Raw genomic sequence first — 17,375 nt, forward strand, 5'->3', positions numbered from 1 at the left:
CTGCTATCCGAGCCGGCGCGCAATCTCGTGCGCAAGCTTCTCGGCAACTTCGTCCTTGCCGAGATCCGGCCATTCCTCGATGCCGGTGGGCGAAATCACTTTAACCCGGTTTCGATCGCCGCCCATGATGCCAGTTGCAGGCGAAACATCGTTCGCGACGATGATGTCTGCTCCCTTCGCTTCGAGTTTGCGGCGGCCATTCTGCTCGACATTCTGCGTCTCAGCTGCAAAGCCCACCACGAAGCGGGGTCGAAGGGCATGGTGACCTATCATCTTCAGGATATCCGGATTTTCGGTGAGTTGAAGTGGAGCCGGAGGTTCACCCGGTTGCTTCTTGATCTTCTGGTCTGAGGAACCCGCGACGCGCCAGTCTGCCACCGCCGCAACCATCACGGCGATATCCGCCGGGAGAGCGGCCAGAACAGCGTGCAACATCTGGTCTGCGGTTTCCACATGGGTAGTAGTAACTCCCGTCGGATCGGCAATCACTACCGGTCCCGAAATCAGCGTGACCTCGGCACCAAGTTTTGCAAGGGCTGCGGCGATGGCGTGACCCTGCTTGCCGGAAGAACGATTGGCGATGTAGCGTACCGGATCGATCGGCTCGTGTGTGGGGCCTGACGTAACGATGGCCTTTTTGCCCGCCAGCGGCTTCTCGCCCGGCAAAAGCAGGGCGGTGACAGCCGCAGCAATCTCCAGCGGTTCGGCCATGCGACCCGTTCCCGCCTCGCCACTTTCCGCCATTTCGCCCTTCATGGGGCCAATGAAATGGATACCGTCCTGTTGAAGTGTTGCGACATTGCGCCGCGTTGGCGCCGCATCCCACATCTTCGGGTTCATGGCGGGCGCAACAAGAACAGGCCGGTCGGTTGCCAGCAGCACGGCGCTGGGCAGGTCATCGGCCAGACCATGCGCCATCTTGGCCATCAGATCAGCGGTTGCGGGCGCGACCAGAACCAGATCGCAATCGCGAGCAAGCCGGATATGTCCGACATCCTGCTCGTCTTCCCGCGAAAAGAGACCGGTATAGACATGCCCCGAAGAGAGAGCGCCGACGGCAAGCGGCGTGATGAATTCCTGCGCGGCCCGCGACATCACCGGCCTGACCTCAGCACCCCGTTCGCGCAGCCGACGGATCAGGTCGAGGCTTTTATAGGCGGCAATGCCGCCCGAAATGATGAGAAGAATGCGCTTTCCCGCAAGCTCCATGACCGCACTCACTCCTGCCCTTTTTTGGTCCTGATCCTAACCCTATTGCCTATGCGAGAGAAGAAGGGCGGTTCAGCTCAGTTGAACGGCGATATAGATCAGTGAGGCAGCAATGACCCAAAGCGCTATGCGTCCCCATCGGCCGTGCTTTGCCTCGGATTTGCCGATCGCTTCTGCTGTCTGATCGTCGAAGCGCACGCCATGTTCCGTCATATGCAGCAGCTGCTGATGAAACTTCTCGGTCTTGGCAGCGATCTCTGGCGCCGCCTCCGCAAGTTTCATCGCGGCTTTCAGCCCGTCCTTCAGATCCGTGACGACCCGCTTTGGACCCAGATTGTCGCGGATCCAGTCTCCCACAACGGGTTCTGCCGCACGCCACATGTTGAAACGCGGATCCAGCATACGCGACACGCCTTCGACAACCACCATGGTCTTCTGAAGCAGGATTAATTCGGGCCGTGTCTGCATTTCGAAGAGATCGGTCACCTCGAACAGAAGGGCCAGTAGCCGTGCCATGGAAATCGTTTCAGCGGGCTGCCCGTGGATCGGTTCGCCAATGGCGCGGATGGCCTGTGCAAAGCTCGCCACGTCATGATGGGACGGCACATAGCCCGCTTCGAAATGCACTTCCGCCACCCGCATATAATCGCGCGTGATGAAGCCATAAAGGATTTCCGCCAGGAAACGGCGCTCCTTTTTGCCGAGACGCCCGACAATGCCCATGTCGACGGCGACAATCGTGCCTGCAGGATCGACGAACAGGTTGCCGGGATGCATGTCGGCATGGAAGAAGCCGTCGCGCAGCGTGTGGCGCAGGAACGACTGGATCAGCGTTTCCGCCAGCTTCTCCAGATCATGGCCCGCCTCTCGCAGACCGTCGATGTTCGACATCTTGACGCCATCGATCCATTCCATGGTGATGACGTCGCGCCCGGTTCGCTCCCAGTCGACCTGAGGTACCCGGAAGCCCGGATCGTTTTTTGTATTTTCGCCTATTTCGGATAGGGCGGCTGCTTCCAGCCGCAGATCCATTTCCAGCTTCGTCGTCTGCTCCAGCGTGCGCGTCACTTCCACCGGCTTCAGACGACGCGTAGACGGCAGGAAGCGCTCTTGCATGCGGGAGATCAGGTACATGCTTTCTATGTCGTGGGCGAAGCGCTGGCGCACACCTGGACGCACCACCTTCACCGCCACCTTGCGCTCACCCTTGGCATAGGCAACACGCGCTGGGTGAACCTGTGCGATGGAGGCCGCAGCAAGTGGCTCCTCGAAACGCGTATAAAGTTCGGTCACCGGTCTGCCAAGCGAGGCTTCGATGGCGCTCTTTGCCGTCTCGGTCGGAAAGAAGGCCATGCGGTCCTGGAGCATGGAAAGATCAAGAGCCCAATCGACGCCCACCACATCAGGGCGGGTTGCCAGAAACTGGCCGATCTTGACGTAGGACGGACCGAGCCTGTCGACGGCGCGTGTCAATCGAACGCTGCGGCTTTCCTGGATGGAGTTCGGCCGTGTGAAAATCTGCGCGAGCGACTTCACCAGTCCGACAACCGGCGGCAGACCCTGGGTCGGGAGTGCCGCCACCACGCCTTCCCGCACGAGAACCCAGCCCACGCGCGCAAGCCGGAAATAAGCGCCGATCGTGCTCATGCTCCGGCCTCCGCAGCAATCCTTGCCAATTTCATGCGATTACAGTTTCCAGCCAGAGTGAAGAGCTGCAATGCCGCCCGTATAATTGGTGTATGTCACGCGGGAGAAGCCAGCGGTCCGGATCATACGGGCAAAGTCCTCCTGATTGGGAAACTTGCGGATCGATTCCACCAGATACTGGTAAGGTTCCGCATCGCCCGTGATCATCTTGCCGAACTGGGGAATAGCCCTGAAAGACCACTCGTCATAAAAGCGGTCGAGCAGAGGCATCTCGACCTCGGAGAACTCCAGCACCAGGAGACGGCCGCCACGCTTCAGCACGCGATAGGCCTCGCTCAGCGCCACGTCGATGCGCGGAACGTTGCGAATGCCGAAGGCGATCGTGTAGGCGTCGAAGCTGTTGCTCTCGAATGGAAGTTCTTCCGCATTGGCTTCGACAAACGTCAGATTGTTGGAAAGCTTGCGGCTGGCAGCCCGTTCTGCGCCGACTTCCAGCATCGAGCCGTTGATGTCCAGAACGGTGGCATGGGCGAGACGGTTGGAGGCCTCCACGATCCGGAAGGCAATATCTCCGGTGCCGCCTGCGACATCCAGAACCTTGTAGGATGGATCCTTGCGCGGGTTGAGCGCGGCCACCATCGCATTCTTCCAAACACGATGCATGCCGGCCGACATGACATCGTTCATGATGTCGTAGCGCTTTGCGACCTTGTGAAAAACCTCGTTCACCAGCCCCTGTTTTTCGCCTTCCGCAACGCTGCGAAAACCGTAGGAGGTTTCCATTCCGCCGTCTGCCGTGACACGGTTCTCAGCCATGGTTGTTCATCTCCGTTTCAAACTTGGCCGGACCATAGCGAAGTTGGATCGGCTATACTATCTCTGTTGAGGCCGCTTGCGGCACTTTGGCGCTGGTCTATAGAGCAAGGACAGCACCGTTGAAACAGGAAGTAAGGTACGCATGCCCGAATTGCCAGAGGTGGAAACGGTGCGCCGCGGATTGGCGCCGGTGATGGAAAACATGACGGTGCTTGCGCTCGAAACCCGCCGTGCTGATCTGCGCTTCCCCTTTCCGGAGGATTTTGTCGCCCGCGTGTCCGGTCGGCGGATTGTCGGGCTTGGGCGTCGCGCCAAATATCTGCTGATAGATCTCGACGATGGCATGACCATCATAGCCCATCTGGGGATGTCCGGTTCCTTCCGCATCGAACAAGGCGGCTCGAGCGATCTTCCGGGTGAGTTTCATCACGCGCGATCCAAGGATGGCAAGCATGATCATGTCGTCTTTCACCTCGACAGCGGCGATACGGCATGCCGTGTCATCTATAACGATCCGCGCCGCTTCGGCTTCATGCATCTGTGGCCGCGAGCTGACCTTGATCTCTATCCGGCCTTTGCCGGAATGGGGCCGGAGCCGACCGGGAATCTGCTGGATGCGGATCTGCTGGCGAGAAAATTCGAAGGACGTTCACAACCGCTGAAAAACCTGTTGCTCGATCAGACTGTCATTGCGGGCCTTGGCAATATCTACGTCTGTGAAGCTCTCTGGCGTGCCGGGCTTTCGCCTCTGCGAAAAGGCGCAACGCTCGTGACCGTGACGGGCAAGGCCCGGCCACCTCTGCAACTGCTGACGCAATCCATTCGCGACGTGATTGCCGATGCCATCGCGGCGGGAGGGTCTAGCCTGCGAGACCATATTCAGACGGACGGCTCTCTGGGCTACTTCCAGCACAGTTTTGCGGTCTACGATCAGGAAGGACAGCCCTGTCGGCGAGAAGGTTGCAGCGGAACGATTGAACGCGTCGTACAGTCCGGCCGCTCAACCTTCTTCTGCGCAACGTGCCAGAAGTGACTCGCAAGACTTAAGGTTTGGGCGCTTTTCGCACAAATTCCTGCGAAATTGCGCGTTGACGGCGGGCGGCATTCCGGCTATTAGACCGCCCACAGTTGGGAAAGCCTTTGACGGCTTCCTCTATTGCTCCCAAATTGCTGGATGACAGGTCATGTAGACCCGGCGCGGCGACGGCGGAGTTTTGGTTCGAATTCGAAGAGAGGCAGAGATGGCCAATACCACTTCGGCGAAGAAGGCGACCCGCAAGATCGCACGCCGCACAGACATCAACAAGGCGCGCCGTTCGCGTGTTCGTACTTTCATCCGCAAGGTTGAAGAAGCCATTGCTTCGGGCGATGCAGCAGCAGCAGCAGAAGCTCTGCGTGCAGCACAGCCGGAAATCCAGCGTGCCGCCACGAAGGGCGTCGTTCACCGCAACACGGCCTCCCGCAAGGTGTCGCGTCTGGCGGCGCGCGTGAAGGCAATTTCCGCCTAATTACCGTCACAAACGGTTGTTTTTAAAAGCCTGGTCTTTGACCGGGCTTTTCGTGATTCTGACCTATAAGAACTTGGACCTAGGGCCAGAAAAGAGTTCCATGACATCGCAGTGACATAAATAATCTTTTATTTACAATAGTTTATCGGAGGATCCTGTCAGGTCTATCGCGATCGGCCAGGGAAACTCGAGAGTCAGTGAGTCAAGCATTTTTTTATTTTTTTGCCCTTTTTCGCCATGTGTCTCTATGCCATTTTCGAATCCCATTGATTCGTTTGAGATTCTGGCTCAAAGCCCGCTGTCCGAGTCAAATTAGGTGCTCTGAGTCAACGCACCTGGCTTAATTTTATGTAAAATTCGTCGTTGATTCCCCCCCCTGATCCTGCCTTAATGCATTTCAACAAGCGGCACGGGGAACCCTCCAGAAAATCGACGCAGAGAACTCGGCGCAGCCGAGAACTTCAGGTTTTCGCCTCTTGTCCGGGCTGTGACTGCAGCGCGGTTCTTCAAAAAGCTTGAGCGTGTTCAGCGGTGCCTCTCCGGCTCCGGGGTTTCTCGTTCGTGCCGAATGGTTGGGCGTCGCCTTCGGATTGAAGTGTAGGCCTTATTTCATCGACGAGGGTGAAATCGGGTTTCTTGGGGCGCACGAGGCGAACCAGCAGCCGGGTAGCCGGCGTCGTGCGACGGGTCGCGCGGCACATGCAACCAAGGCGGATGTTTCCGGTTCTGACGAGGAGGACCGGGTGCGGAGGCCGAACAAGAATTTGTCCTGGCGGGTGGGTATGGCACCCTTCGGCGGGAAACTCATAAGAAGGCGGCAAGGAATGCATATGAACACCGTATCGACCCGGACTTTGGAGAGTGGCAACCTGGTGTCCGAGGCGTTCGAAAGCGTTCAGTCCCAGGCGGCAGGGGAAAAGTCTGAAATGAAGCATGATGCTCTGTTCGAACGGTTTAGTGCCCGTTTGAAGGCGCAGGTCGGCCAGGATGTTTATGCCAGTTGGTTCGGCCGCTTGAAACTGCATTCCATCTCCAGGAGTGTCGTCCGTTTGAGCGTGCCGACGACCTTTCTGAAATCCTGGATCAACAACCGCTATCTGGATCTCATCACCTCGATCTTCCAGGCCGAGGACTCCGAGATCCTTAAGGTCGAGATCTTGGTTCGTACGGCCAGCCGTGCAGTTCGTCCGTCAGGCGAAGAGCGCGCAGCCGTGCCGGAAACTGCCGTTACAGCACCGCAGCGCCGTTCCAGCGGTCCGCGCGAAATCGGCCAAATCGCGGCCTTTCCGGCGCAGTCCCAGCCAGTGCAGCAGGCCGCAGCGCCATCGGCTCGCCAGCCTTCTGCGAGCCCGCTGTTTGGCTCGCCGCTCGACAGCCGTTATACCTTCGACACCTTCGTCGAGGGTCCGTCGAACCGGGTGGCACTGGCCGCTGCCCGCACGATTGCGGAAGCCGGTGCAAGTGCCGTGCGCTTCAATCCGCTGTTCATCCATTCCGGTGTGGGGCTTGGCAAGACACATCTGCTGCAGGCCATTGCCAATGCGGCGGTCGGCTCATCGCGCATGCCGCGGGTCGTCTATCTGACCGCCGAATATTTCATGTGGCGTTTTGCAACGGCCATTCGCGACAACGACGCGCTGACACTAAAGGAGTCGCTGCGCAACATTGACCTTCTCATCATCGATGACATGCAGTTCCTGCAGGGCAAGATGATCCAGAACGAATTCTGTCACCTTCTGAACATGCTGTTGGACAGCGCAAAGCAGGTTGTCGTGGCTGCCGACCGTGCGCCTTGGGAACTTGAGTCTCTCGATCCACGCGTTCGTTCGCGGCTCCAGGGCGGTGTCGCCATCGAGATGGAAACACCTGATTACGAAATGCGCTTCGAGATGCTGAAGCGCCGTCTGGAAATGGCGCGTCAGGATGATCAGGCGCTCGATATCCCGGACGAGATCCTTAGCCACGTTGCGCGCAATGTTGCCAATTCGGGTCGTGAACTGGAAGGTGCGTTCAACCAGCTGATCTTCCGGCGCTCATTTGAGCCTGAGCTATCCATCGAGCGTGTCGATGAGCTTCTTGCTCATCTCGTCGGTGCAGGCGAGGCCAAGCGGGTTAGAATCGAGGATATTCAGCGGATCGTGGCGCGCCACTACAATGTATCGCGTCAGGAGCTTGTGTCGAACCGCCGTACGCGTGTCATAGTGAAGCCCCGCCAGATCGCCATGTATCTGTCGAAAACACTGACGCCAAGATCATTCCCTGAAATCGGCCGCCGCTTTGGTGGGCGTGATCATACTACCGTTCTTCATGCGGTGCGAAAGATTGAGGAGCTGATCTCCGGTGATACCAAGCTCAGTCACGAGATCGAACTGCTCAAGCGCCTGATCAACGAAAACAACGCCTGATGAAACGCGGTGGCATGAGTACTGACGCTGATGCCACCCGATCCTTTTACAGCCGTCGTGCGGCAAGCTATGCCGCAGACACAGGTGATTATTCTGTCTCGTAACATCTGACGCGCTTCAGCGCTATCCTGGCGCAAAATGCGCGGGTGCTTGAGCTTGCTTGCGGCAGCGGCAGCGATAGCGCCTGGATGCTATCAAAAGGCCTTAAGGTTCACCCAACCGATTGAATTACCGAGATGGCAGAGCATGCCTCGGCCCGTCTTGGAATTCCCGCTGCTGTCCTCCCCTTCGCTCAGATCAACGCTCCCGACACCTATGATGGCGTCTGGGCGAATGCCTGCCTTCTCCATGTCCCGCGACTTGACTTGGCTGATATCCTCCAGCGTATCCAGCGTGCACTTAAGCCGAAGGGTATCTTCTACGCCAGCTACAGGGCTGGTCATGCGGAGGGCTTTGATGGGCTTGGCCGCTACTACAATTATCCGGATCAGGATTGGCTGCGCGCGAGCTATGGTCGCGGCTGGTCTTTGCTGGAGACCATAGCGCAACAGGGTGGCGGTTATGATGGCCTGCCGACGCCTTGGCTCCATGTTTTTGCGCAGAAAGCCGATGGCGCTGAGGAGATCGTTTAGATCCGCCGCGCGTGAACGATGATTTCAGGGCTGGGGTCTGCGTTATCAGCAAGCCAGGTCCGCCACCACCGCGTCGAGGATCAGCATCCCGGCTGGCGTGCACCGTAATCTGGAATTTCCGAGACGCTCTATAAACCCGTGTTCCAGTAAAAATTGCTCGCGCGCCGGATTGGGGAAGCGACCGGACAATTGCTGCCAGCGGGCAAGATCTACGCCCTCCCGAAGGCGCAAACCCATCAGTAGAAGTTCGTCCGCCTGTTCCTCGCGTTCGAGGATCTCGTGCTCCACCATGCCATGACCATTGGCTTCTACCTGTTCAAGCCAGCGTTCGGGCATGCGTTCGGTCGCGGTCGCGATCTTTGTGCGGTCACGGCTGATGCGTCCATGCGCGCCTGGGCCAATACCGGCATAATCGCCATAGCGCCAATAGGTCAGGTTGTGTCGGCTCTCGGCACCTGGCTTTGCGTGGTTTGAAACCTCATAGGCAGGCATGCCGAAACCTTCGGTGATGGATTGCGTCGCCTCATAGAGTGCCGCAGATTGATCGCCATCCGGTACGATCAGCTTGCCAGCCTTGTGGAGCCCATAGAAGGCCGTGCCTTCTTCAATGGTCAGTTGGTAGAGGGAAAGGTGATCCACGGCGTAGGATACAGCCTCGTTGAGCTCTCTTTCCCATTCCTCGACAGTCTGGTTCGGCCGTGCATAGATGAGGTCGAAGCTCATGCGCGGGAAAATCTCGCGCGCCAGACGTATGGCTTTCAGTGCATCCGCAACATCGTGCAGGCGCCCGAGGAACTTCAGGTCGCGATCATTCAGCGCCTGAACGCCGAGAGACACACGATTGACACCCGCCGAACGGTAGCCACAGAAACGCTCCGCCTCCACGCTCGATGGATTGGCCTCCATTGTTACTTCTATGCCGGCTGGCGTATGCCAGCGTGCCGCGATGCCATCCAGAATGGCTTCAACAGTGGCGGGATCCATTAACGATGGCGTGCCGCCCCCCAGAAAGATGCTGGTCACGGTTCGCGGGCCTGTCAGGCTTCGCATCGTGTCCATTTCCTTCAGGAAGGCTTGTGTAAACCGCTGCTGATCAACAGGCGTGTGACGAACATGGCTGTTGAAGTCGCAATAGGGGCACTTGGCCGCGCAAAATGGCCAATGGACATAAAGACCAAAGCCCGGTTCGCCGGTATCAGGCAGGAGAGGGGCGTCGGTCAGCAAAGGCTTATACGTCCAGGCAGGTTTCGACAAAAATCTTGAAGGCGCGGGCGCGGTGCGACAGGGCCTGCGCATCACCGGGCTTCCAGCCGTGTTTCTCTTCCGCGCTCATTTCGCCGAAGGTGGTGGAATAGCCGGAAGGCTGAAAGATCGGATCGTAGCCAAAGCCCTGCGTGCCGCGTGGAGCAGGTGCAATCACGCCTTCCACTTCGCCACGGAAGAGCTCTGTATGTCCGTCCGGCCATGCGAGGCAAAGAACGCTGACGAACCGCGCCGTACGCTGTTGCGCGGTCGTGGCGCCACGCTCCTGCAGTACATCCTCCACCTTGCGCATGGCCATGGCGAAATCGCGCGTTCCATCGGGGGTCTCCGCCCAGTTGGCTGTATAAACGCCCGGCGCTCCGTCCAGAGCGTCAATCACCAGACCGGAATCGTCAGAGAGCGCAGGCAATCCGGCAGCCTTGGCAGAGGCCAAAGCCTTGATCGTCGCATTCTCTTCAAACGTCGTCCCGGTTTCATCCGGCTCGATAAAATTGAGTTCTGCTGCAGACTTTGCGGCGAAGCCGAAAGGGCCGATCAGATCCGCAATCTCGCGGATCTTTCCGGAATTGTGGCTGGCAACGACAATGGTGCGGGTGTCGAGTTTACGCATCGGTCTGACCTCGCTCAGGCAATGGCCTGCTTCTGAAGCGCAACCAGTTCGGCAGTGCCCGCAGCGGCCAGATCGAGCAGACCCAGCAGTTCGTCGCGCGTAAACGGCTTGCCTTCTGCGGTGCCTTGCACCTCTACGATTCCACCGGAACCGGTCATGACGAAATTCGCATCGGTCTCAGCAGCCGAATCCTCGATATAGTCCAGGTCGATGACCGATTGTCCCGCGAAGATGCCGCAGGAGATCGCTGCAACGTGGTCCTTGAGGACGCGCTCCAGCTTGATCATGTTGCGAGCCTCCATCCACTTCAGGCAATCGTGCAGCGCAATCCAGCCGCCGGTGATGGCTGCCGTGCGGGTGCCGCCATCAGCCTGGATGACATCGCAGTCCACCGTGATCTGCTTTTCGCCGAGCGCTTCCAAATCGATGACGGCCCGCAGAGAGCGGCCGATCAATCTCTGGATTTCCTGGGTGCGTCCACCCTGCTTTCCGGCGGCCGCCTCGCGCTTCATGCGGTCACCCGTAGCACGGGGCAGCATTCCATATTCAGCCGTTACCCAGCCTTTGCCGGAGTTGCGAAGCCACGGCGGCGTCTTTTCTTCGAGGCTTGCGGTGCACAGAACATGCGTATCGCCAAACTTGACTAGGCATGAGCCTTCGGCATGCTTGGACACATTGCGTTCAAAGCTGACCTTGCGCATCTGGTCGGTTTTTCTGCCTGAGGGCCGCATCGTTCTCTCCTGAAGTTCTCAAGACGCCTCTTAGAACTCCGGGCGAGGCTTTGCAAAGGAAAACCCATGAAAGATTAGCATTCTTGCGGTTAGTAGCTGTCAAAAACCCTTTGGCGATCGCCGGATCCGCATTATATTCGCTTCAATATAGTCAACAGCCAGGTGAAGTGCGACAGATGGATCTTCAGCCAACGCGGGGCAGGGACACCACATCGGTGCTTGACGAGCGATCGCGCGAGATCTTCCGGCGTATCGTCGAAAGCTATCTGGAAACGGGCGAGCCGCTCGGCTCGCGCAATCTCGCGCGCCTTTTGCCGATCTCCCTCTCTCCGGCCTCCGTCCGCAACGTAATGAGCGACCTCGAGGAACTGGGGCTCATCTACGCGCCACACATCAGTGCCGGTCGCTTGCCGACGCAGATCGGCCTTCGCTTCTTTGTTGATGCCTTCATGCAAGTTGGCGATCTTTCCGTTGAAGAGCGCGCCAGTATCGAGCGTCAAATCCGTGCCAGTGACCGTGATCAGCCGATGGAAAGCCTTATGACGGAAGCATCGCTGATGCTCTCGGGTGTTTCGCGTGGCGCAGGAATCGTGATTACGGCAAAAAGCGACCCCGTACTGAAACATGTCGAGTTCATTCGTCTTGAGCCGACGAAGGCACTGGCTATTCTCGTTGGCGATCACAACCAAGTGGAAAATCGCATTATCGATTTACCGGCCGGTGTCACCTCCTCGCAGTTGACAGAGGCTGCCAATTTCCTCAACGCCCATCTAAGCGGCCAGACTCTGCCGGAATTGCGCGGTCAGCTTCGCACTCTAAAGGAGCGCGTCCAGATTGAACTTGATACGCTGTCGCGCGATCTGGTAGAAAGGGGTCTGGCTGTCTGGGCAGGTGATACCGAGGAAGGAAAGCCTTCGCGTCTCATTGTGCGCGGTCGTGCCAACCTGCTGGAGGGCTTGGCTGGCGCGGAAGATCTGGACCGTCTGCGTATGCTTTTCGATGATCTCGAAAAGAAGGACAGTCTTCTGGAGATCCTGGATCTGGCGGAGAGTGGCCCCGGTGTCCGAATTTTCATCGGCTCGGAAAATAAGCTGTTCTCCCTCTCTGGTTCCTCTCTGGTCGTTGCCCCCTATCGCGACGAGGAGGATCGCATCGTGGGTGCAGTGGGCGTGATTGGTCCAACCCGGCTGAACTATTCGCGCATCGTGCCGATGGTGGACTATACGGCGCAACTGCTGACGCGTCTCAGCCGAAACCCTCGCGCGCAGTAAATCCGTCCCGATATGTATCGAAGCCTTGATTTTTCGGGCTTGAACCTCGATATCGGGCTCACTTTCAGACAAACCTTTGACGGAGTACGTCATGACCGACGAGACGAAAAACCACGGACCTGACGCGGACGAGAATCAGGATGCCGCAGCAACTGCTGCCGCTGCTTCAGCTTTTGCGGAAAATGATTCGGAAGCTCCTGGTGAGCAGCAGCCGGACCCTTTGGAAACGCTTCGGGCGGAGAACAATGAGATCCGCGACCGTTTCCTGCGCCTCGCAGCAGAGATGGACAATCTTCGCCGCCGCACCGAGCGCGATGTGAAGGACGCCAAGTCCTACGCCGTAACCGCATTCGCGCGTGACATGCTGGCCGTCTCTGACAATTTGCGACGGGCGTTGGACTCAATCCCTGCCGAAACGCGCGAAGCGGGTGATGCTGGTCTCAAGGCCTTGATCGAAGGTGTCGATATGACAGAGCGCGCAATGCTGTCGGCACTTGAGCGCCACGGTGTGCGCAAGATTGATGCCGAAGGTCAAAAATTCGACCCGAACTTCCATCAGGCTATGTTTGAAGTGCCCAACCCGGCTGTTCCCAACAATACGGTCGTGCAGGTCGTACAGGCGGGCTATGTTATCGGCGAGCGCGTCCTGCGCCCTGCCATGGTGGGTGTTGCAAAGGGCGGTCCGAAGGTTGAAGCATCTACCGCTGCCGAAACAACTGCTGACAAGGTGTAATGAACGCCGGTATTTTGAGTCAAGGAAAAGGGTCTACTTCGAAAGAGGCGGACCTCAGCTTGCTGACAAATCCCACTGGTCCCGACTGCCAGAATAGCATTCACGGAACGTCTCTGAATTAAAAGAAGAACGTATCGGACTTAGAGCGCTTCAGGGCTCAATGGAAACAGTCCTGTTTGGGAGGGCGGGAGCAGATGCGAGGAGAAGGGCGCGTGTCGTAGCCTCAGCATAGGGCCAAGCCCTGCGACAAAGCAGATGACCCGCCATCTCAAACCCAGAGGGCCGGATCATTTTCAGCCATTATCTGCGGCTTTTGTCTCGATCGTACCTTGCGGGTATGCCCTTCGCCAAAAGCCTTGATCCTGACTGAAACCGAGCACGGCAGAACGATTCCATTGAGCCCTGAAACGCTCTAAAGAGACCGAGCTGAAGCCCAAGACAGGGTTTGTCAGCAGTCTGCGGGCTGCCACTGGCAGCCCTTTTCTTTGGTCGACCTGAAGATGCAAAGGCAGGATTTATGCCTTTGCCAGCATCAGCCAAACACGAGTAGGCCGATAAGGCCGGCGGTGCCCACCAAAATGCGCCAGTAGGCAAATGGTGCGAAGCCTCGGGTCGATACGAAATCGAGCAGGGATCGCACCACGAAAAGCGCCGTCACGAAGGCGGCTACAAAGCCGATTGCGATAATTCCCGCATCATCGAAGCTAAGAGCATTCCTGTTCTTGTAGAGATCAAGAACAAACGCACCCAGCATGGTCGGCATGGCGAGAAAGAACGAAAACTCCGCAGCAGAACGCTTGTCCGTCCCCATCAGCAATGCGCCGACGATGGTTGCTCCGGAGCGGGAGGTACCTGGTATCATCGCAAGGCACTGGAAAAGGCCAATCTTGAACGCAAGGCCCGCCGGATATTGCGTGATGTCTGTGTAGCGCGGCCTTAGGCTCATCTTGTCGACTGCCAGAAGGATGAAACCTCCGACAATCAGCATCACGCAGATCAGCATCGGAGTTTCGAACAGCACGCTCTTGATGAAGTCATGCGCCAGAGCACCGATGATTGCGGCTGGCAGAAACGCAAGCAGCACTGTCAGTACGAATCGTCGTGCCTGGGTGCTGTGGGGAAGGTCCAAGGCAATCTGAAGCAGCTTCTGGAAATAGACCAGAAGGATGGCGAGGATGGCACCCAGCTGGATCAGCACCGCGAAGGTGTTACCGGGCGAGCGAAACCCCATGAAGTGTCCTGCAAGGAGCACGTGGGCTGTGGATGAAACGGGGATAAATTCAGTCAGACCTTCGATCAAGCCGAGAACGAGGGCGCCAACGATAGATTGGTCGGCCATTCTTGATCCTTTATTAACGGTGATGGGACCTATAGTGGGAACGGAATCTGCAACCTCACCCTAACAATTGGGCTTGGCCGCCTTATGTCAGCCACATTCCGGCTTTGGTGATCGCGACCGACTCAACGCTTATAACAGCAAACTTCAATTTCGAGTATCGATGCCCACTCTGTATCATCATCCCATGTCCTCGGCCTCCCGTTTTGTCAGGTTGATCCTGGCGGAATACGGCTTCCAGACGGATCTCGTCGAGGAGCAACCTTGGGAGAAGCGCCGCGAATTCTTGACAATCAACCCTGCCGCCACGCTGCCTGTCTATGTGGATGACAATATGCGGGCTTTGTGCGGGCCGAATGTGTTGCTGGAATTCCTCGACGAAACGCACGGCGTCCTGAAGCGGGATAAGCGCCTGTTCGCGGAAGACCCTTTCCAGCGGGCCGAGATCCGGCGCTTGACGGAATGGTTCCTTCTCAAGATGGAACAGGATGTCACGCGGCCACTGACCAAGGAGCGTGTCTACAAGCTCCAGATGACGGCAGCCCAAGGCGGCGGCGCGCCTGACTCCAAGGTTCTGAGAACGGCGCGAGGCAATATCCGCCAGCATATGAAATATCTTTCCTGGCTTGCCGGTTCACGCACCTGGCTTGCGGGCGACCGCCTGTCCTATGCGGATCTCGCCGCCGCGTCCTCGGTTTCCGTTCTGGATTATCTGGGCGAGATCGATTGGCAGGAGACACCCATCGCCAAGGAATGGTATCAGAGGCTGAAGTCGCGCCCTTCGTTCCGGCCGCTCCTGGCAGAACGCATTCGCGGCATTACGCCGGTATCTCATTATGCGGACCTCGATTTCTGAGACTGAAAGAGCAGACACGGATCGACAGGTTGCTAAGGCTCTGGATCGGCAGCGCAAGCTGAAGACGTTCCTGTTGGCTGAAGCCAAGGCGCTTGGCTTCGACAGTTGCCGCATAACCTTGCCCGATTCGATACCTCAGGCGCCTGAACGCCTCGGCACGTTCCTGCAGGCCGGACGCCATGGTACGATGGCATGGATGGAGGAAACGCGAGAGCGCCGTGCCGACCCCCGTGTCCTCTGGAGCGAGGTCCGCTCGATTGTCCTGTTCGGCGTGAACTACGGGCCGGATGAAGATCCGCGCGAACTTCTCGCCAAGACAGACCGAGCAGCCATATCCGTCTATGCCCGGCACCGTGATTACCATGACGTCATCAAGGGGAAGCTGAAGGAACTGGCCACCCGATTTGCGGCCCGCGCTGGCGAAGACGTCAAGGTGTTCGTCGACACAGCACCCGTCATGGAAAAGCCGCTCGCCGCTGCCGCAGGGCTGGGTTGGCAGGGAAAGCACACCAATCTGGTCAGCCGCGAATTCGGCTCCTGGTTATTTCTGGGAAGCATGTTCACGACCGCGGAACTGGAGATCGATACGCCGGAACGCGATCATTGCGGCTCTTGCCGTTCCTGCCTCGATGCGTGTCCGACGAATGCCTTTCCGGCCCCTTACCAGATCGACGCCAGGCGGTGCATTTCCTATCTGACCATCGAGCACAAAGGCATCATAGAGCCTTCCCTCCGGCCAATGTTCGGCAACCGCATCTATGGCTGCGACGACTGTCTGGCGGTCTGTCCGTGGAACAAGTTTGCCTCCGAAGCATCAGAAATGAAGCTGCGCGCACGCGCTGATCTGAAAGAGCCAAGGATTGCCGACCTGCTGGGCCTGGACGACGGTCAGTTCCGCATTCTGTTCAGCGGCTCTCCTGTCAAGCGTATCGGGCGGGACCGCTTTGTCCGAAATGTGCTGATTGCAGCCGGCAATTCCGGTGATCCGTCCTTCATCGAGCCGTGTAAAGCGCTATTGAATGATGCATCACCCGATGTGCGGGGTATGGCTGTCTGGGCCTTGTCGAGATTGATGCAGGCCGATGTCTTTCTCCTTTTGGCGCAGCAAAGAGTGCCTGATGCGGATATCGACGTTGAGAATGAATGGGTAATGGGAGTTCAGGCATGCGGGTCATGATTTTTGGTGCAGGCTATTCAGGACAGGCAATCGCTGCAGAATTCCTGAAGGCTGGCGCGGACGTGGCCGGGACGACGCGTAGCGAGGAGAAGAGCCAGAATTTGAAGGATAAAGCGATCCGGCCATTTCTCTTCGGCGGAACGGAATTGGGCGATGGTCTTCGGACGGAACTTGCCCAGACAACGCATCTCATACAATCCATTGCACCGGCCATCGCACCGGGCAAAGACGGAGACCCGCTGCTCAACGTCATAAATGGAGACTTGCGCGCCGTCTTCCCAAAGCTTCAATGGGTCGCCTACCTTTCGACAGTCGGCGTCTATGGCGATCATCAAGGCGACTGGGTCGATGAGGAAACACCATGCCGCCCCGTCTCGGCGCGCTCCAGGGAACGCGTCGCTGCGGAAAACGCATGGCAGGTAGCGGCGAACCGCGCTGAAGTGCCACTCGCGATCCTGCGCCTCTCCGGAATCTATGGCCCCGGACGAAACGGCTTCATCAATCTGGCCCAAGGGACGGCACGCAGGCTGGTCAAACCGGGCCAGGTGTTCAACCGCATCCGCGTAGAAGATATCGGTCGTGCGACGCTGTTCCTGTCCGAGCGCCACGCCTCCGGTATCTTTAACGTGACCGACGATCTTCCCGCGCCGCCACAGGATGTCGTTACGGAAGCCGCGCGCCTCATGGGCATCCAGCCACCGCCGCAACGGGCCTTCGAAACAGCTGAACTGACGCCGATGGCGCGCTCCTTCTACGGCGAGAACAAACGCGTCTCGAATATGAAGATACGCAACCTTGGATTTAGCTTTCAGTTTCCGACCTTCGAGGTTTCATTGGAGCAGCTGTGGCAATCCGGTCGCTGGAAAGCGTAAAGCCGGTCCTGCAGACGGTGTACGCGCGCCGTTGAAGAAAGATGAAAATTCCATCCAAATTGGGTAGCAAGATTATAGAAATTTAACTTTCATGACAAAGCGCCATATTTTTTGTCCAAATGTGGCGAGCGATTCTGCTTTTTGATAAAATTTTTTCTTCACGATTTCACGCGAATCACGCGTTCGAATCTCAACAGAACAATTTTCCAGAATCCTACTGGAATCACTTAATTTTTCCTGCCTAAACAGTCAATTTCATTAGCCGGCTTTAAATCACGATTGTTACATGTTTTAACATTGCGTGATCAC

16 protein-coding genes are annotated in these 17,375 nt (G+C 57.7%); 9 read left to right on the forward strand and 7 right to left on the reverse strand.

The window, feature by feature from the left end; all coding sequences use genetic code 11:
- Window positions 1–3 precede the first annotated feature (3 nt).
- From coaBC to ubiE, 3 genes are all read right to left on the reverse strand, one after another.
- The gene (coaBC, locus tag MUU53_RS08915) at window positions 4–1,209 is read right to left on the reverse strand and encodes a bifunctional phosphopantothenoylcysteine decarboxylase/phosphopantothenate--cysteine ligase CoaBC (RefSeq protein WP_247260589.1); all 1,206 of its coding nucleotides are present in this window, start codon (window positions 1,207–1,209) and stop codon (window positions 4–6) included.
- A gap of 72 nt (window positions 1,210–1,281) precedes the next feature.
- Window positions 1,282–2,856 carry a 2-polyprenylphenol 6-hydroxylase gene (ubiB, locus tag MUU53_RS08920; RefSeq protein WP_247260590.1) on the reverse strand — a complete coding sequence of 525 codons (1,575 nt, stop codon included), beginning with the start codon at window positions 2,854–2,856 and terminating at the stop codon, window positions 1,282–1,284.
- Between the two features lie 39 nt (window positions 2,857–2,895).
- A complete protein-coding gene (ubiE, locus tag MUU53_RS08925; protein ID WP_062555166.1) occupies window positions 2,896–3,672 on the reverse strand; it encodes a bifunctional demethylmenaquinone methyltransferase/2-methoxy-6-polyprenyl-1,4-benzoquinol methylase UbiE in 777 nt (258 codons plus the stop codon).
- Between the two features lie 142 nt (window positions 3,673–3,814).
- Between ubiE and mutM the strand changes: the two genes are divergently transcribed.
- From mutM to MUU53_RS08945, 4 genes are all read left to right on the forward strand, one after another.
- A complete protein-coding gene (gene mutM / locus MUU53_RS08930) occupies window positions 3,815–4,705 on the forward strand; it encodes a bifunctional DNA-formamidopyrimidine glycosylase/DNA-(apurinic or apyrimidinic site) lyase (RefSeq protein WP_247260591.1) in 891 nt (296 codons plus the stop codon).
- Between the two features lie 208 nt (window positions 4,706–4,913).
- Window positions 4,914–5,180 carry a 30S ribosomal protein S20 gene (gene rpsT, locus MUU53_RS08935; RefSeq protein ID WP_062555168.1) on the forward strand — a complete coding sequence of 89 codons (267 nt, stop codon included), beginning with the start codon at window positions 4,914–4,916 and terminating at the stop codon, window positions 5,178–5,180.
- An 824-nt stretch (window positions 5,181–6,004) separates the two neighbouring features.
- A complete protein-coding gene (gene dnaA / locus MUU53_RS08940) occupies window positions 6,005–7,585 on the forward strand; it encodes a chromosomal replication initiator protein DnaA (RefSeq protein WP_247260629.1) in 1,581 nt (526 codons plus the stop codon).
- A 236-nt stretch (window positions 7,586–7,821) separates the two neighbouring features.
- Window positions 7,822–8,217, forward strand: coding sequence for a class I SAM-dependent methyltransferase (locus MUU53_RS08945; RefSeq protein WP_247260592.1), 396 nt, complete (start codon window positions 7,822–7,824; stop codon window positions 8,215–8,217).
- A 45-nt stretch (window positions 8,218–8,262) separates the two neighbouring features.
- On the opposite strand, the gene hemW is transcribed toward MUU53_RS08945, so the two are convergent.
- The 3 genes from hemW to rph are packed head-to-tail and all read right to left on the reverse strand — an operon-like array spanning window position 8,263 to window position 10,821.
- The gene (gene hemW, locus MUU53_RS08950; RefSeq protein WP_247260593.1) at window positions 8,263–9,441 is read right to left on the reverse strand and encodes a radical SAM family heme chaperone HemW; all 1,179 of its coding nucleotides are present in this window, start codon (window positions 9,439–9,441) and stop codon (window positions 8,263–8,265) included.
- A gap of 4 nt (window positions 9,442–9,445) precedes the next feature.
- The gene (gene rdgB, locus MUU53_RS08955; RefSeq protein ID WP_247260594.1) at window positions 9,446–10,090 is read right to left on the reverse strand and encodes an RdgB/HAM1 family non-canonical purine NTP pyrophosphatase; all 645 of its coding nucleotides are present in this window, start codon (window positions 10,088–10,090) and stop codon (window positions 9,446–9,448) included.
- A gap of 14 nt (window positions 10,091–10,104) precedes the next feature.
- On the reverse strand, window positions 10,105–10,821 hold the full coding sequence (rph, locus tag MUU53_RS08960; RefSeq protein WP_247260595.1) for a ribonuclease PH: 717 nt from the start codon (window positions 10,819–10,821) through the stop codon (window positions 10,105–10,107).
- Window positions 10,822–10,997: 176 nt separating this feature from the next.
- On the opposite strand from rph, the gene hrcA reads away from it, so the two are divergent.
- Complete coding sequence (gene hrcA, locus MUU53_RS08965; RefSeq protein WP_247260596.1) at window positions 10,998–12,092, forward strand: heat-inducible transcriptional repressor HrcA; 1,095 nt, start codon at window positions 10,998–11,000, stop codon at window positions 12,090–12,092.
- Between the two features lie 91 nt (window positions 12,093–12,183).
- The gene (gene grpE, locus MUU53_RS08970; protein ID WP_247260597.1) at window positions 12,184–12,825 is read left to right on the forward strand and encodes a nucleotide exchange factor GrpE; all 642 of its coding nucleotides are present in this window, start codon (window positions 12,184–12,186) and stop codon (window positions 12,823–12,825) included.
- A gap of 532 nt (window positions 12,826–13,357) precedes the next feature.
- Here the strand turns inward: grpE and MUU53_RS08975 are convergent.
- Entirely contained in the window at window positions 13,358–14,164 is an 807-nt protein-coding gene (locus MUU53_RS08975) for an undecaprenyl-diphosphate phosphatase (RefSeq protein WP_247260598.1), read from the reverse strand.
- Between the two features lie 160 nt (window positions 14,165–14,324).
- Between MUU53_RS08975 and MUU53_RS08980 the strand changes: the two genes are divergently transcribed.
- The 3 genes from MUU53_RS08980 to MUU53_RS08990 are packed head-to-tail and all read left to right on the forward strand — an operon-like array spanning window position 14,325 to window position 17,066.
- Window positions 14,325–15,017, forward strand: a complete 693-nt coding sequence (locus tag MUU53_RS08980) for a glutathione S-transferase family protein (protein ID WP_062555138.1) — start codon at window positions 14,325–14,327, stop codon at window positions 15,015–15,017.
- Entirely contained in the window at window positions 14,998–16,194 is a 1,197-nt protein-coding gene (queG, locus tag MUU53_RS08985) for a tRNA epoxyqueuosine(34) reductase QueG (protein ID WP_247260599.1), read from the forward strand. The genes MUU53_RS08980 and queG overlap by 20 nt, the downstream gene beginning before the upstream one ends.
- Window positions 16,182–17,066 (forward strand): SDR family oxidoreductase, encoded by an 885-nt coding sequence (locus MUU53_RS08990; RefSeq protein WP_247260600.1) that lies wholly within the window; start codon window positions 16,182–16,184, stop codon window positions 17,064–17,066. The genes queG and MUU53_RS08990 overlap by 13 nt, the downstream gene beginning before the upstream one ends.
- The last annotated feature ends 309 nt before the right edge of the window (window positions 17,067–17,375 follow it).

The sequence above is a fragment of the Affinirhizobium lemnae genome (assembly GCF_022968395.1).
Classification (GTDB): domain Bacteria; phylum Pseudomonadota; class Alphaproteobacteria; order Rhizobiales; family Rhizobiaceae; genus Neorhizobium; species Neorhizobium lemnae.

Excerpts from the sequence above, each read along its gene's own strand:
- dnaA (WP_247260629.1), top strand. The coding sequence starts at position 6,005 with ATGCATATGAACACCGTATCGACCCGGACTTTGGAGAGTGGCAACCTG.
- rdgB (WP_247260594.1), bottom strand. The coding sequence starts at position 10,090 with ATGCGTAAACTCGACACCCGCACCATTGTCGTTGCCAGCCACAATTCC.
- ubiE (WP_062555166.1), bottom strand. The coding sequence starts at position 3,672 with ATGGCTGAGAACCGTGTCACGGCAGACGGCGGAATGGAAACCTCCTAC.
- queG (WP_247260599.1), top strand. The coding sequence starts at position 14,998 with ATGCGGACCTCGATTTCTGAGACTGAAAGAGCAGACACGGATCGACAG.
- MUU53_RS08975 (WP_247260598.1), bottom strand. The coding sequence starts at position 14,164 with ATGGCCGACCAATCTATCGTTGGCGCCCTCGTTCTCGGCTTGATCGAA.
- mutM (WP_247260591.1), top strand. The coding sequence starts at position 3,815 with ATGCCCGAATTGCCAGAGGTGGAAACGGTGCGCCGCGGATTGGCGCCG.
- grpE (WP_247260597.1), top strand. The coding sequence starts at position 12,184 with ATGACCGACGAGACGAAAAACCACGGACCTGACGCGGACGAGAATCAG.
- MUU53_RS08980 (WP_062555138.1), top strand. The coding sequence starts at position 14,325 with ATGCCCACTCTGTATCATCATCCCATGTCCTCGGCCTCCCGTTTTGTC.
- MUU53_RS08990 (WP_247260600.1), top strand. The coding sequence starts at position 16,182 with ATGCGGGTCATGATTTTTGGTGCAGGCTATTCAGGACAGGCAATCGCT.
- ubiB (WP_247260590.1), bottom strand. The coding sequence starts at position 2,856 with ATGAGCACGATCGGCGCTTATTTCCGGCTTGCGCGCGTGGGCTGGGTT.
- rpsT (WP_062555168.1), top strand. The coding sequence starts at position 4,914 with ATGGCCAATACCACTTCGGCGAAGAAGGCGACCCGCAAGATCGCACGC.
- coaBC (WP_247260589.1), bottom strand. The coding sequence starts at position 1,209 with ATGGAGCTTGCGGGAAAGCGCATTCTTCTCATCATTTCGGGCGGCATT.
- rph (WP_247260595.1), bottom strand. The coding sequence starts at position 10,821 with ATGCGGCCCTCAGGCAGAAAAACCGACCAGATGCGCAAGGTCAGCTTT.
- hrcA (WP_247260596.1), top strand. The coding sequence starts at position 10,998 with ATGGATCTTCAGCCAACGCGGGGCAGGGACACCACATCGGTGCTTGAC.
- MUU53_RS08945 (WP_247260592.1), top strand. The coding sequence starts at position 7,822 with ATGGCAGAGCATGCCTCGGCCCGTCTTGGAATTCCCGCTGCTGTCCTC.